The organism is Chitinophaga agri (assembly GCF_010093065.1).
Lineage (GTDB): Bacteria > Bacteroidota > Bacteroidia > Chitinophagales > Chitinophagaceae > Chitinophaga > Chitinophaga agri.
The window spans coordinates 1,091,694-1,106,381 of record NZ_CP048113.1 but is presented as its reverse complement, the minus strand read 5'-3'; the positions used below and the strand labels follow the sequence as shown (position 1 = coordinate 1,106,381).

15 protein-coding genes are annotated in these 14,688 nt (G+C 44.4%); 5 read left to right on the top strand and 10 right to left on the bottom strand.

Going from position 1 to position 14,688, the window contains the following annotated elements; translation table 11 throughout:
• Positions 1-29 precede the first annotated feature (29 nt).
• A complete protein-coding gene (locus GWR21_RS04195) occupies positions 30-386 on the top strand; it encodes a hypothetical protein (protein WP_162330532.1) in 357 nt (118 codons plus the stop codon).
• Positions 387-448: 62 nt separating this feature from the next.
• Here GWR21_RS04195 and GWR21_RS04190 read toward each other — a convergent pair whose 3' ends face one another.
• The 7 genes from GWR21_RS04190 to GWR21_RS04160 all read right to left on the bottom strand — a co-directional run bounded on the left by GWR21_RS04190 (position 449) and on the right by GWR21_RS04160 (position 6,333).
• Positions 449-1,339 carry a helix-turn-helix domain-containing protein gene (locus GWR21_RS04190; RefSeq protein ID WP_162330531.1) on the bottom strand — a complete coding sequence of 297 codons (891 nt, stop codon included), beginning with the start codon at positions 1,337-1,339 and terminating at the stop codon, positions 449-451.
• A gap of 235 nt (positions 1,340-1,574) precedes the next feature.
• Complete coding sequence (locus GWR21_RS04185; RefSeq protein WP_162330530.1) at positions 1,575-1,877, bottom strand: putative quinol monooxygenase; 303 nt, start codon at positions 1,875-1,877, stop codon at positions 1,575-1,577.
• A 12-nt stretch (positions 1,878-1,889) separates the two neighbouring features.
• On the bottom strand, positions 1,890-2,702 hold the full coding sequence (locus GWR21_RS04180; protein WP_162330529.1) for an alpha/beta fold hydrolase: 813 nt from the start codon (positions 2,700-2,702) through the stop codon (positions 1,890-1,892).
• 136 nt (positions 2,703-2,838) lie between these two features.
• Positions 2,839-3,048, bottom strand: coding sequence for a type 1 glutamine amidotransferase family protein (locus GWR21_RS04175; protein ID WP_202929041.1), 210 nt, complete (start codon positions 3,046-3,048; stop codon positions 2,839-2,841).
• A 235-nt stretch (positions 3,049-3,283) separates the two neighbouring features.
• Positions 3,284-4,018 (bottom strand): antibiotic biosynthesis monooxygenase, encoded by a 735-nt coding sequence (locus GWR21_RS04170; protein ID WP_162330528.1) that lies wholly within the window; start codon positions 4,016-4,018, stop codon positions 3,284-3,286.
• A 268-nt stretch (positions 4,019-4,286) separates the two neighbouring features.
• On the bottom strand, positions 4,287-4,988 hold the full coding sequence (locus GWR21_RS04165) for a response regulator transcription factor (protein ID WP_162330527.1): 702 nt from the start codon (positions 4,986-4,988) through the stop codon (positions 4,287-4,289).
• The gene (locus GWR21_RS04160; RefSeq protein ID WP_162330526.1) at positions 4,981-6,333 is read right to left on the bottom strand and encodes a sensor histidine kinase; all 1,353 of its coding nucleotides are present in this window, start codon (positions 6,331-6,333) and stop codon (positions 4,981-4,983) included. Before GWR21_RS04160 ends, GWR21_RS04165 begins: the two co-directional genes overlap by 8 nt.
• Before the next feature lie 129 nt (positions 6,334-6,462).
• Between GWR21_RS04160 and GWR21_RS04155 the strand changes: the two genes are divergently transcribed.
• From GWR21_RS04155 to GWR21_RS04140, 4 genes are all read left to right on the top strand, one after another.
• The gene (locus GWR21_RS04155) at positions 6,463-7,029 is read left to right on the top strand and encodes a TlpA family protein disulfide reductase (protein ID WP_162330525.1); all 567 of its coding nucleotides are present in this window, start codon (positions 6,463-6,465) and stop codon (positions 7,027-7,029) included.
• Between the two features lie 146 nt (positions 7,030-7,175).
• Entirely contained in the window at positions 7,176-7,565 is a 390-nt protein-coding gene (locus GWR21_RS04150; RefSeq protein WP_238430173.1) for a FecR domain-containing protein, read from the top strand.
• Between the two features lie 75 nt (positions 7,566-7,640).
• Positions 7,641-10,253, top strand: a complete 2,613-nt coding sequence (locus GWR21_RS04145; RefSeq protein WP_162330524.1) for a TonB-dependent receptor — start codon at positions 7,641-7,643, stop codon at positions 10,251-10,253.
• 2 nt (positions 10,254-10,255) lie between these two features.
• Positions 10,256-11,128 carry a DUF4249 domain-containing protein gene (locus tag GWR21_RS04140; protein ID WP_162330523.1) on the top strand — a complete coding sequence of 291 codons (873 nt, stop codon included), beginning with the start codon at positions 10,256-10,258 and terminating at the stop codon, positions 11,126-11,128.
• 136 nt (positions 11,129-11,264) lie between these two features.
• Here GWR21_RS04140 and GWR21_RS04135 read toward each other — a convergent pair whose 3' ends face one another.
• The 3 genes from GWR21_RS04135 to GWR21_RS04125 all read right to left on the bottom strand — a co-directional run bounded on the left by GWR21_RS04135 (position 11,265) and on the right by GWR21_RS04125 (position 14,594).
• Positions 11,265-11,927 (bottom strand): DNA alkylation repair protein, encoded by a 663-nt coding sequence (locus tag GWR21_RS04135; protein ID WP_162330522.1) that lies wholly within the window; start codon positions 11,925-11,927, stop codon positions 11,265-11,267.
• Positions 11,928-12,158: 231 nt separating this feature from the next.
• Positions 12,159-13,595 carry a serine hydrolase gene (locus tag GWR21_RS04130; RefSeq protein WP_162330521.1) on the bottom strand — a complete coding sequence of 479 codons (1,437 nt, stop codon included), beginning with the start codon at positions 13,593-13,595 and terminating at the stop codon, positions 12,159-12,161.
• A 189-nt stretch (positions 13,596-13,784) separates the two neighbouring features.
• Positions 13,785-14,594 carry a hypothetical protein gene (locus GWR21_RS04125; RefSeq protein ID WP_162330520.1) on the bottom strand — a complete coding sequence of 270 codons (810 nt, stop codon included), beginning with the start codon at positions 14,592-14,594 and terminating at the stop codon, positions 13,785-13,787.
• Positions 14,595-14,688: the final 94 nt, after the last annotated feature.

Sequence of the window (14,688 nt, the reverse complement as noted above, 5' to 3'; positions counted from 1 at the left end):
AATTCAACTTATGTAAAACGATTGCTGCCATGAAATGGAGCAACCACTGTTCATGTCATCTTACTGATAGACCAGTGAAGGCGAATAGCTGGATCATGGGGGATATCTGGTATATTGAGCATGAATATCTCCGCGGTGGCTGTAAACATCTCTTCACCTATCAGAATGGTGGCTTTTATCTGATCGGCGCGTCCAGCAATACAGGTGATCCGACATTCAATCAGTCGTTCGAATATAATCTGAGCACAGGAAAATATATCGCTGAATACAGGAATTATGAGACAGACAAAAAGGCGAGCACTGAGGCTACTCATAAGCCAGCCAAGCTCCCTAGAATTGAGAGCTATAAATTATTTTCTCTGGAAGTGAACGGAGAGTCTCTTTAAAATATACAGTAAAATACATCCCCTGCTGTTAGTGATGTGGCAGTAGGGGATGTATTATTTATTTAAGTATGCACCATTCTTGATAGCATATGCTTTTCCGATGAAAGCGAGAGAAATTCTGAGTAATAGGATCTCTTTATATCTGAGAAATTCATGCCCGCGACATTCTTGAAGAATTTACTGAAATGCGCGCTATCGTTGAAGCCTAGATTGTAGGCGACTTCTTTCAGACTAGCGCCTCTGGATATAGCCTGACGCACCGCCTCTAATACAACTCTTTCCCTTATATGCATCCCTACAGATTTACCGGTTACCTGCTTGATAATCTCGTTCAGGTAACTGGGCGTCACAGAAAGCATGTTCGCATAACAGGATACTTTCTTACAGTTTTTAAATTCCTGTTCCAGCAGGGCATTGAATTTCCGCATGAGTATATGCTGTCTTTTGCTACCCCGGACATATACAAATAAGCTCGACGTCCTGATCAGATGGAGCAGGAAAATGCCTAAGAAACCTCTCAGTACCTGTTTACGGTAGTCGTTATCAGACCGGAATTCATGATACATCATCTCACATATTTGTTTCCCTTCCTTCAGGAAAGCAGTATCTACCTGTGCAACTTCGTTCCGCAGTACGAGTGCATGAAACGCAGATAAGTCGTAGCTGAGTAATTCATAATCATCTGCGTAAAGGAGCCGTTTGCTGAAACGAATAATATAACCTGCTGTTCCCGGGGCGGCTTCAATGTCTGTCATATCATTACGATAACAGCAGTACAGGTTGTTTTTTTCCAGTACTATCAGTGACCTGTTGATATGGATCGTTACTTCGCCGGTGAATACCAGATATATTTCAACGGTTTCTTCTCCTATATCGTCGGGCCTTTTACCCGTCATTTCTGTTAGCCGTTGTATATGCAGGAAAGGTTGTTGGTTGAAAACAGGTGAAGGCATACATGATAATTTAAAAGGATTATTTCAGAATATTTATATGCCGTTGATAGAGAACCGGTTTAAATTACCTGTATATCTGTCGTATTAACGGATGTAGGTTACATCCATACGGATACTTATTATAAGGTCATTGCTGATACAAACTGCGGCCCGGCACCCCGCCACCTGCGTGGCAGGGGGTGAAAAGGCAACGGCATAGCGGAGAAGCTTATTTAAGCACCCCTTTATAAGTTGCTTAGATATTGATGGGGATGGCCAGTGTCACTTCCCGTTCTTTCAGCATGGGCACAATCTGTTCTGTCACAATCCGTTTAAAATGTGCGGATTGTACATGCGTTTGCTGTGCAGTTTCGTCGGCATATCCCTCGAAAAGAATGAGCGTATTGACATCGGCTTTACTCTGATGTATCTCATAAAACAGGTTACCTTCTTCCCGGAGGCTCATAGTGCGTATTTCTTTGAGTAACGGCAGCACTTGTTCCAGTTTTCCCGCCTTTACTTTCCAGCGGGCTACGACATGAACGGGTGTAGTTTTCATACTATAACGGATTTATTGGCCGCCGGCCGCCTTTAGGATCACTTTCGCTACTTCTTCGGGCTTGGCCAGCATCGCAACATGACTGGTGGGTAGATGGTAGGTGGTCGCACCGATAGTTTGCGCCATATCAGCTTCCAGCAGCGGTGAGATGATATGATCATTGTCAGCAACAATAAAAAAAGAAGGTTTGGTCTTCCATGCCGGATTGGAAACTTTCGCAGTAATGGTACTTAGATGAAAGCGTCCCTGGCTGGCAGCAATGTTCCTTGCTTCCTGTTTTGGCAGATCTTGTGCAAAGTGACTGACCACGGCTTCTTCTTTCAGCCTGATGTACCCATCTGTAATGACAGGATCAGCCAGTCCCGGCACACGCGGATGTTTCCTGACTTCATATGCATCCTTCTCAAGGCTCTGGATGCTTTGTCCTTCGTCAGGCGCATAGGCCGCCACATATACCAGAGACTGCACCTTATTATCGTTTCCTGCCTGTGTGATCACAACACCTCCCCAGGAGTGCGCTACTAGGACAATTTTTCCTTCAACTTCCCGAAGTGCCCGCTGAACAAAGGCGACATCATCTTCCAGGGAGGTCAGTGGGTTTTGAACAGCGATCGTACGATACCCCTTTTCCTGCAGGATAGGTATTACCTTACTCCATGATGATCCATCGGCAAAAGCGCCATGAACTAATACGATCGTCGGTTTGTCTTCTTTTACAGCATGTCTAACTTTACCAGTAAAGTTTCGCAGGGAAATAAACGAAAAGCTCATGCATATCAGTGTGACACCGGTAGCCAACATGAAGATTGTCTTTCTTGTTTTCATAATATTTGAATTATTGATCTGATGAAAATTTCGACTGGTGATCGGCTTAATTACCTATTGCCAGGTTACCTTTAACGACACTGTTCGCGGACCATGGCTCAGTTGTGTGATGGATACTCCGCCCATCCCTGGCCTGTCAGAACTTCAGGTTGTCAGGGTCGTCGGCAAGGCTCAGTGCATCCAGATAGGGAGCATCGCCCGATAACGTAGCAAAATCAACCTGGAATCCTGCTTTATCGAATACGACGTAAGGATGGGCCACTTCTGAAAGAAATGTACCGGTTCTCCTGTTGCGAGGTCCGATGGTGTTCGCATTGGAAGCGATAATGAGAATTCTCTTTTTCATTTTTCAGGTGTTTTATGGCAGTTCAAAGTTGGCAGTAACAACGTTTCCCCACAAATAACTCAGCTGATAGGTATCCTCATAATTTTAATACTACTTTATTATACAGCTGCAATGCAGATCTGTGATAAAGATTTTTATTTTATGTGGCAGCTACATCATTGTATTTCCGGAGGGGAGGAAGAAGAAGACGATGCGGTTGCTTCGTCAGGAGCAGCATTTGTATAAAGGTGTGTCATTAGACGAGATGTAATGGTGCGAACTGGATCAGATGGTGGTATCCTTTTTCATATGGATGCTCTTTTACCGAGCTTTGCAGAAATGAGATCACAGGCTGGAGTGCGGGATCCTTTAAATGATATAGAAAAGTATCCCTGTCGCGGAACTGCTTGCAGACGATAAACTTCGTTTTTTCATATATTACATTGCTGAGCTGAAAAAGTAATACCCCCGGTTCGTTCCTGAAAACGGACATCACTGTCTCGTTGATCGCTCGGAATTGATTTTCAGTCCCTGGTTTTACATCTACGAGCAACATAATAGTGACAGGCTGCTCCTTAATCCTCGATGGTATAGTCATTGAATGATTGGAAAGCGAGAGTAAGTCTTTCAGGAAGGTAGTGTCGGCTGCGGCGATCAGCCCGGTTTTTTCCAGCGCCCTGATCTTCTTTATCTCTCTGCAGCTCCTGTTGTTACTGTAACATCGGTAGTTGTTCCATCGCTCGATCATCCACATAACACAAATATCTCCCCTCTCATAATAGGCGGCTGACATGATATTTCCATCTGCCCTGACAGCATGGTCTACATATGCACTTAAAGCTTCCACAAATGCGTGCTGATAAGCCGTTTTCGTTTGATATTCCGTTATGACTGTGATCATTGACCTATCTGAATGCCGGTGAAGTAAGCGCCTGGTCCAGGTATCTGCAAATGATGACAGGGCCAGCCGCCATAGGCTGAATATGTTCATGGTGATAGGTATTAAGACTTGCAATGGAGATTATGGGGTAAATATGGGAAGAAGTTCAACCCCGGAGAAATAACGTGATTAATAGATGTCATTATTATTTTAGTATAAGTGCAATTTTCTGTCAATTAAGGTTATTCACTTATGTGTAAGCATGATAAGCCGCTGATATATCACTATCAGTTCTTTTATAATGAGGCTGCATATTCACGTTGCTGCTGTATGAACATTTAATAGGGCATATTCCAGACTGAGTTCCTCCATGTATGCGTTATACATATTCTATCAGACTATATCCTTTCCCCCGGATATTAATGATCCCTACAGAAGTGTCCTCCCGAAGGTATTTACGGAGCCGGGTGATGTAGACGTCCATGCTTCTGGCCGTGAATGGATCATCGTCTCCCCATAATTTAAGCAGTGCCGTTTTACGGTCTAACAGCTCGTTTTTCGCGCCAATTAATAACCTCAGTAAGTCCGCTTCACGTTGTGATAGCTGGATGACCTGTTCCTGTGTCGTTAATTCCTGTTTTTGCGTATTAAAAGTAAAACGGCCTACTTTCAGCATACCTGCCGTACTGTTCATGGGGCCTGAGAACTGAACCTGTCTCCGCACCATTATCTTTAGTCGTAACACCAGTTCCTCCATCGAGAAAGGCTTTTTCATGTAATCATCTGCGCCTATTTCTAGTCCCCGTATCACATCTTCTGGCTGTTTTCGAGCTGTGAGAAAAATAATAGGGATTTTTTCATCTACAGTGCGAATATCAGATACTAGTGAAAACCCGTCTTTACCAGGTAGCATCACATCAATGATACAGATATCCGGTTTCAGTTTTTTGAACAGGGTCCATCCGTTATTGCCATTAATAGCAATGCTGACGAGGAAATCACGCGTTTCAAGTGATTCCTTTATGATGGCAGCCAATACCGGCTCGTCTTCTACAAGTAGTACATTGATCTTATTAGTCATGGAAATGAATCGTAAAAGTTGTTCCCTTATTTACCTGACTTCTGACGGAGATGTTCCCGTGTAATGCAGATACCAGTAATTTAACGTAACTCAGTCCCAGCCCATAACCTTTCACATCATGAACATTGACAGATTGTGCGCGGTAGAATTTGTCAAAGATAAAAGGTAAATGAAATTGTTCAATACCTTTCCCGTTATCCCGTATCCGCAGTTTCCATCCGTCGGCTATGGGAGCAAAGCCGAGATCTATGCGGATATCTCCCGGCGAATATTTGATCGCATTGTCTATGAGATTGCTCAGGATGGTATCTATGATGAGACAATCGGTATTTGCTTCTCCGTTGGGTAACGTGTTACGAATGGAAATGCTGTCAGGGGCCTGCAGGTCAAACCGGTTGGCTATTTCTCTGGAAAGGGCTGTTAAATTGACAACTTTCCGCTGTGCATGCAGGATGCCGTGCTCATACTTGCTTACTTCCAGGATGCGGTCGATGTCTTTGTCGAGTTTATCAAGGATGGTCACGTTGATGTTTATGTACCTGGCAAGCCGCTCCGGATCGGAGGAAACACCAAAGCTCTTCAGTGCATCGGCCGAGGATTTCAGTATCGTGATAGGTGTCCTTAATTCATGTGTGATGTTATTGATAAATTCATCTTTGAACGTGTTCAGCCTCATCTGACGTAGTATCATACTGCCCATTACAAAAAGACTTCCGGCGGATAATAATATCAGGATCAGGGAAATGACAGCAGGAATAATGTTCTCCTTCCACAATGCCAGTGAGAAGTTGATTGGAATTGCCCTGACAATCACTACAGGCGATCTGTGAAACTTGATAGGCACAGCAATATCATGTTGTCTGATGATGCTACTGCTGTCCACAACGATGATGTGAAAGGGCACCTCAATGTTTTCCTTCCGAAGCTCTTCTTTATAAATGAGGTTTAACGAATCAGCGTTTACAGGTCGCCGCAGTTGCTGAGATATCAGGCGTCCCAGGAGCGCGTTCACTTCGCTGATATTATATTCATCTATTTTGACGGTCAGGAACTCGGCATGAAAAGGTTTGATAACTTTTGGCGTATCAAAAGCAATGGAGTCCCTGTTGGGGATGGTCCTCAGAAAAAAAGTGAGGGTTGGATCCCTGTACTTCAGGGATGTAGGCATTTCACTTTGACCGAGCTGGTACAGACTGATGCTTCTCTGCAATGCGTGTTTTGCGGAAGTCGTAAAATTTCGCCTGCTAACTTTAAAGCTATTATATACCCAGTAGGTCTGAAATAGCACGATCAGCAATGCGGTCATTGCGGAAATGAAAAACGTAAATTTCAGTTTTCTCCTCATAATGCGCGCTAAAATTACAGGTTTGACGAATTCATTATCCCGGAGTTAACATTAGTTAACAGAAAAGTTTTTTCTTTTAACATTTAACTATGTTGGGTCTGATATTTTTGCGTTCAAAAACCTTCAATGATGAAAAAGTATCTGCTTTACATTCTATTGTGTTGCATGTTTACCTATATGCAGGGCTTCTCTAACACCAGGTATGCTGCCATATCCGGTGATACACTATTAAATACCCCTGCCCCCCGTTTCACTATGTTAGATACAAGGGGGAAAGCGGTCAGTCTTACGGATTATAAAGGTAGGATACTGGTTGTGTGTTTCTGGTCTACGTGGTGTTATTATTGCCACAAGGATTTTCCAATGATCAATAAGGTGATGCAACGGTATGCGAATGATACGACTGTCGCTTTTCTTTTTGTAGATACCCGTGAGAAGTCAGAACAGTATAGGGATCTTGTGCAAAAGGACCTGGCCAGGTTTAAGTATAACTTTCATGTTGTGTTTGATGAAAAGGGAAAAGACGGTAATCAGAACATGTACTATAATGAGTTTGGAACGATTGGTTTGCCGACACGGTTTATCATTGACGGCAATATGAACATTCGTCAGAAATTCATTGGATATGATCCGCGTTTGACGGAGGAAGAAGCCGCGGCAGTATTTGTCAGATCGATTGAAGCGGTAAGGAAATAGTGGTGCCACTGCGAAACCTGTTTTTATTGTTATTTTATTATCGTATTGCTGGCTAAGGCGATATTATTAGCCCGTTGCAGGGCGTTTTTAACAGGTGAGAATCTGGTGCTAGTGTAAGATGCTATGTTTTTCACGCAGAAGAACTATTGAAATATATACAGTCAGAGAAAGTGACGGTAATGGTTAGTTCCGGGGCCGTGCAGGTGGCTGACAGTACGGGCGTCCTGGACATCCTCAAAGCAGGACAGCAACTCAGCTATGAGGTAACCAGGCATACTGTTGCAAGGACGGCAGGAGAGGTGGCCGACTGGCGTAATGGAAATCTGACGATCAGTGATGCGTCCTTGGCCGAGGTGGTACGTATCCTTGAAAACTATTATGGATTGCAGGTCATAGTGGATGTTGCAGCCAACACAGCTTACCGTTTTACATTTCGCATCAGCAAGCACGATACGGTAGAAGATGTACTGGCGATGCTGAAAGATATCAGCGGACTTGAATATACACGCAGTGGAATTACGTTGACCATACATTAATAACTGATACATATCGTTAAATTAAAACGGCTGCCCTTGCGGCCATGGAAACCTATGTTCCTGCAAAAAAGAACTATGCGCTATTTTATAACTATTTGTTTATTACTCGGCTGGCTTCCTGTCAGGGCACAGGATATGGAGCGGAAGATCACTATCAGTATTCCGGCGTCATCTCTTGAAGCAACGTTGAAATTGCTGCAGCAACAAAGTGGAATACCTATATCGTATGAGCGTACGCGGGTGCAGGGTATACGTGTGAAAGCGCGTGCGTACAGGGACGCAACGGTGGAAACAATACTGCGTGATATCCTGAAAGGTACGCCAGCCGATGTTAAACAGATGGGTGGTAATCTGCTGATCATAGCACGTCCGGTGAGTACCAATACACTGAGCGGGTTTGTTGAAGATGCTGTAAGTGGTGAGAAACTGATCGGTGTTTCACTCGCAGCGATGGTGGCACAATCTGGTACGACGACTAACAACTATGGTTTTTACAGTATCACACTGCCCGGCGACTCATTACATCTGCAGCTATCTTATATCGGTTATCAGCGACTGGATACTGTTATCGGTATGAAGGGGGATCAACGTATTCATTTCAGGCTACAGCCTGCCAACAGGCAACTCGCGGCTGTCACCATTAATGGTACGCGTACAGCATCCTCACAAATGAGTGCCATTAATCTGCCAGCTTCGCAGGTACGCTCATTGCCACGTCTGCTGGGTGAGCCCGATCTACTGAAAACTTTGCAAATGATGCCCGGCGTCAAACAGGGTACGGAAGGCTCAAGTGCGTTACTGATCCGTGGCGGAACACCTGATCAGAACCTCATACTGCTGGATGGCGCACCATTGTACCATCCTATGCATCTGCTGGGTATATTCTCAACATTTAATACCAGTGTACTAAAAGACGTAACACTGTATAAAGGCGCATTCCCCGCACGTTATGGCGGAAGATTGTCATCGGTCGTAGACATCTCAACAAAGGACGGCGATATGTATAAACAGCATGGAGACTTTTCCATTGGACTGCTTTCTACGCAACTAACACTGGAAGGCCCACTCAGAAAAGGGAAAACGTCTTATGTGCTTTCCGGACGGCGGTCCTACCCTGATCTCATCGCAGGACCGATCGCAAAAAGTTCTGCAGTGGATCTGAAAAAGTTCAGCCTCTTTTTCTATGATCTGAATGCAAAGGTGCATCACGAGCTTTCGTCAGGAGACAAGCTGTATGCTAGTTTTTATATGGGGAAGGACAGGCTGAGGATACAGGAAAAATATGCGTTGGATGATGAAGCACCTGCGGAAAATTACGATCTGTCAGACCTGGCAGTTCAGTGGGGGAACATTACGGGTACCTTGCGTTGGACGCATATCATATCTCCGAAGCTGTTCACCAACACCATGCTGATAGGTAGTAGTTACAAATTCAGTACAGGTGTGTATACGGAAGATAAATATGATGGGGATGGCAGCTCCAATGCCCTGAAGCTACATTCCGGAATAAGCGATTACGGCATCAAAACAGATATCGATTATCGTCCTATGCCTGCTCATGCAGTTAAAATGGGGGCGTCATATATGTACCGGGTATTTACTCCGGGTATCGTTCGAGTGAAACAGACCAGTGGAGACGACATTACCCTGGATTCGATGAACAACAACCGTAACATCCGGGCGGGAGAGATGGACCTGTATGTGGAAGATGACTGGGAGATCGCGCCACGTTTGAAATTGAATGCCGGTGTGCACTGGAGTGGATTCAACGTGCAGTCGCATTTTTATCATTCTTTGCAGCCCCGCGCCAGCATGCGGTTTTTACTGCCTGGAGACTGGGCACTGAAGGCATCTTATACCCACATGACCCAGTACATTCATCTGTTAGCAAATAATTCCATCTCATTGCCCACAGACTTATGGGTGCCAGCTACAAGGAGAGTAGCCCCCCAGCAGGCCCGCCAGTTTGCCCTGGGACTGGCACGTAACGTATTCCGAAACAGGTATGAATTGTCTGCAGAGGTCTATTATAAGAAGATGTATAACGTAGCGGAGTACAAAGACGGCGCTGCATACCTTACCACCAGTAAAGGAGATACCTGGCAGGAACAGATCGCGTCAGGTACTGGCAGGTCGTACGGGCTCGAATTCTTACTACAGAAGAAAACAGGACGCTTAACCGGCTGGCTGGGATATACCTGGGCCGTTTCCGACCGTAATATTCCAGGTGTTAATTATGGTCATACATTCTACTATAAATATGATCGGAGGCATGATCTTCATCTGGTGACGATCTATAAACTGAAAAGGAATATCGAGCTTTCGGGCACCTGGACGTATCAGTCAGCATCTCCCTTTACCGTTCCTGTGGCCAGGTATGAAGGTGTTAACGGGCCGATATCGCCAAACGATCCGAATTACTGGAATCCAACGGTAGACTATATCAATAACCGGAATAACTTAAGGATTTCAGCTTATCATCGCCTCGATCTGGGCGTGAACTTTATCAAACAGAAAAGTAATGGAAATATACGTACGTGGAATATTAGCGTATTAAATGCATATAACAGGATGAACCCATTCTTTTATTATGTAAAGCAGTATGCGGATAATACGCCGAAGGTACGACTTAGTGGTATTGTGTTATTACCACTTATACCCAGTTTCTCTTATAATTTAAGATTCTAAGTATGCAGATGAAAATGTTGTTGCTCTTATCTCTTTTACTCATTCTGGGTGCTTGTGAGAAGTCTTTTAACATATCTATTCCTGATGATTCTAATAAGCCGGTACTAAATCTGCTTATGAATAAAGACAGTGTGATGATTGCACGGGTCGCTTTATCTACGAGACTGGGGGATAGAAAAGACACAAATGAACTGAAAGACGCCGTCGTTAATCTTTTTGAGAATGGCATTTTTAAAGAGAGGCTTAGTCCATATATCTTGTCAGGGCGTGTTTATTATCGTAGTAAGAGCGTCGCCAAGACCGGGGTTACGTACCGCATCTCGGCGGCTGTACCGGGATATGAAGAGGTGTCGGGAAGTGATATTGTACCGGATACGGTGGATCCCGGTCCCATAAGGATGACGGTTAGCCGGATTGACCAATGGCGTAACAGAGCCGTTATCAATATTCAATTGCACGATGATCCCGCTGTACAGAATTATTATCGCATCAGACTTTACCAGGTACTTAACTGGGTAGGCGCAGATGGTGATACTGTACGTTTAAAATTACCTCAGTATTTTGAATCGGGTGAGATGGGACTGCCATTATTAGAAGACGATACTCATCCTGAGTTCTATACAACAGATGCATTGTTTAACGGCCGTAACCTGGTAGTTACACTGAAAGCAGATGTGCAGGATAATCTTAAGACCATGATCGTTGAAGTAAGCTCGCTGACCTATCATAGCTATAATTACCTGAACAGCGCTTATCAGGCACAGGAGAAGAATGAAGATGGCTTGTCTGAGAAAGTGATTGTGTATAACAATATTCTAAAGGGATTCGGGATCGTCGGAGGCGTGGCACAGCGGGAGTATGAGCTGTCGAGATGACCTTAATGCGGATCGAAAACATAGACTGCAGGAGGCGTACTGCCGATGGTAGCTGTAGATCTTTGGGGCGTATCCTTTTGTGAGCGCGCGCATTAGATCAGCTATCAGCCGGGAATCATGCCATATGAAGATAAACTTATTTATTGGGTACTTCTCTTAGTTCCCTTAATGCATCTCTGGCTATCCATTTGGCGGCCCTGGTGTTCTGCTGTGAAATACGTTCTGCACATTGTATGGCCATAGGTAATAATGTTCCGTTGCGTTTACCAATTTGTCGTAAAGCCCAGTTAACGGCTTTCTTCACAAAGTTGCGCTCATCCCATGCTTCACGTTCTATAATGGGGAAGAACTTAATAAAAACGGCATCTTTTGCCTTTTTATCATGTACTGATAATGCCGCCATCAGTACAAAGCCGGCGCGTTTAACAAATTCCTTGTCATGTTCACTGAATTCCAGTGCTTTTTCTATAGCATAAGGTGTACGGTCAAACAGGTTGCCGCAAGTCTGGTCGCAGATGTCCCAGCTTGTAAATTCATTTGCCCAGCTGTCGATCAACTGGGGAGTAACCAGTTTAGGATCGGCAATTAACGATGCCAGTATACGGGCTTCGTGTATATCGGTGTTCCAAAGCTGAAGCGCCAGTTCATGATCCTTTTTTATTATCCTGGCCAGTTTCCTCACTTCAGGTATGCTGACGCCCAACGCCTTTTCATTGTCAATACCGAAGCGCTGCATACCGGTATGATACCTGGTATCTGCTTTCTCTTTCAGGAGGTCTATGATGTCGGTAGCATCCATATCTATAGCGTTAATTACATTAGACGTAAAGATAACAACCTTGTGTTAATGTGGCCCCTAAAGAGACGTTTATTCTTGCAATGATAGCAATGGAAATTATAATTCCAGATCATGATGGATGATGCCTGCAGGCAGGTCTTTCTTCTTTTGAGGGATTCGAAAGAAGAAAGACCTGCCTTCAGGCATCAGGTAGCTGTCACACGCTGGCTTCAGGTAGCTATATGTGCTATACTATCTGATCTTTTTTGCTTCAAGCTGTCGGCCATTCTGGTAAAGTGTGAACGAATTTACCTTACCGGTAGTATCTTTTTTGAACTCGAGTGATAGCGGAGGTTCTGTAGCGAAAAACTTAGTTTGTGTTTCAGGGTAGATAACAAACCTGTCCTGTCCGGTTGCTTGTGCATATATGCCTTTGCCCTCTTTGAAAACAGTGATAATAAAAGTGGGCGACAGTGCGTATTGGCCAAGGTAGCTATGCAGTGCGGAATCTTCCAGGGCTACAGTTTCCTTAATAGTGGAATGGTACAATTCTTTAAATCCATAGACCTTAGCGACGCTGTTTATCACTTCCTGCAAAATACTGCCGTTGTCGGAGTTCACCATTAGCACTACACCATTTCCATCTTTCAGACTTCCGAAATATTGACAACGAAATCCTTCATTCGCGCCTCCATGTCCAAAGTACCCGGCACTATCAGTATCCGTAAATACACCTAAAGCAGCATTTTTATCAAGGTAGGGAGTGAGGCGGAGTTTGGTTGTCGCCTGATCTAACACTTTGGCAGATCTACCTTCGTAAGCCAGCTGCGTTTCAATAATATATTTTGCGAGGTCAGTAGGGTTTGTCCACAGGCCTGCAGCTGCCTGCTCCGGATAGATGTGATAGTTTCCCGCCAGTGGTTTTCCATTTATGCGATAACCGGTCGCAAGATGCGCTGCTTTTATATCGGCAGGCGGTTGGGAAAAAGTGCTGGCATGCATTCCTAAAGGTCTTAGTACTTCTTTTTCCATATAATCAGCATACGGCAGGTGGGTTACATCCATTACAATTAACTGGGATATTGTTGTACCGCCGCCTGAGTATTGCGTTCTTATGCCAGGTTCATACATAGAGCGTACTGCTAATGAATTGGCTGGTTTTATGCCATCCAGGATCTGTACAACAGTTGGCAAAGCGGTTCCCTGCTGATAACCTCCAAAACCATGTACTGTCAATCCTGCAGAATGACTCAGCAGGTTAGCCACCGTGATCTTTTTCCCTTTAGACAGACTGTCATAAGGAAAGTGCCAGCTGGTGAGATAAGCATTAATATCAGTATATAAGTCCAGTTTTTTATCCTGTACGAGCCTGAGCACGCCTACCGCGTTAAGAGATTTGCTGACAGAGGCCGCCTGGAAAAGTGTTTGTGTTGTAACCGGAATTTTCAGACTATCATCTGCCCAACCATAGCCTTTTGCCCAGACAAGTTTGTAATGCTGTATAACGGCTATACTAAGTCCTGGTATTTTGTAATGAGCCATTCTTTCCGCAATTGTCCATGGCGCTTCGCCGGCTATCTGTACTATGCCGACCAGGTTATTCTCTGTTGCCAGTATTTTTTCTTGGTCGGTTTGCGCATAGATGGTTAACTGAATTAACAGGAGTAATGGTAAAATGATTCGTTTCATTATTAGGAATTTAGCTTTTGAACGGGATGGATTAAGATGTATCAGAGATGCGTGCTATTACTTTATTTCGTCTGCAGCGCTGACACTTTCTGCATATCGTACGGTTTAAGTTCGGCGGGTAGCCATACAGGATAGCCGGTCACTTTTTTCCTGACGTGGTCTGATACCGGTATTGATTTTCCGGATTATTCAACTGTCGGATGCGATAGGAGGGCACAGTAAGGATGATCTTATCCATGGCCAGTTCTGCCCATGGCGCAGGTAGTCGGGCAAGCTGTCTATAATGAGGTCTTTGTTGTTGGCGCTCCCGTAGAAGGCCATGTTTACATCATAGATACCCGCTTTTGCGAGCAGCTTATTGATACCTGGATCCTGTACGGGGCTACCTGGCGAAGCCAGTAACTTATAAGATACCTGCTCATACGGAGATACCTGGATAAGCGTACCGCCACTGCGTACAAAGGTTTCGAGGGCGCTGAGGGCATCAGTATCTCTTATATCTGTTTCGAGATAAATAATATCGGTGCTTTTTTCGATAGCGCTATTTCTTACGGAATAGGTGCTTATCTGGCGTTGGTGTGCCAGTTGCAGGAACACACTATCTGCATGGGTAAAAATGCCCATTTTAGGGCGTTTACGGCCGTTTACAGCCCATGTGAACATGTTATCAACGAATTGATGTACGTTGGGATCATGCAGCAGGTCTTTCCGCAAATAAGCACCAGTACCAAAGGCAATGATCCTTCCTTTGCCGAGTAATGAAGTCGTGATGACGTTCATTTTTATCGGCATGTCTACATCGAGATTGGCCACAGCAATATTTTCTGCAGTATCATTAAAGGTGAGTAAGGTAAATACCATGTGTTGGGAATCCGGCAGGGGTAGATGTTTTACACCTTTTAGCAGCAAAGGTTTAGACAGTTGCTGTCCTGTGGTCGCCTGGTGATATAAGGTCAACAACGTGGTGAGTAGAAGTATAAGGCTGGCGGGCATCTTCATTGGGTTATTTTTAGGTAAAATACAGGAACAAAGTTGTATAGACAAATGGGTGAACTGATAATAGGCGGTTTATTGGTGTCAGCAGACCTTCTTT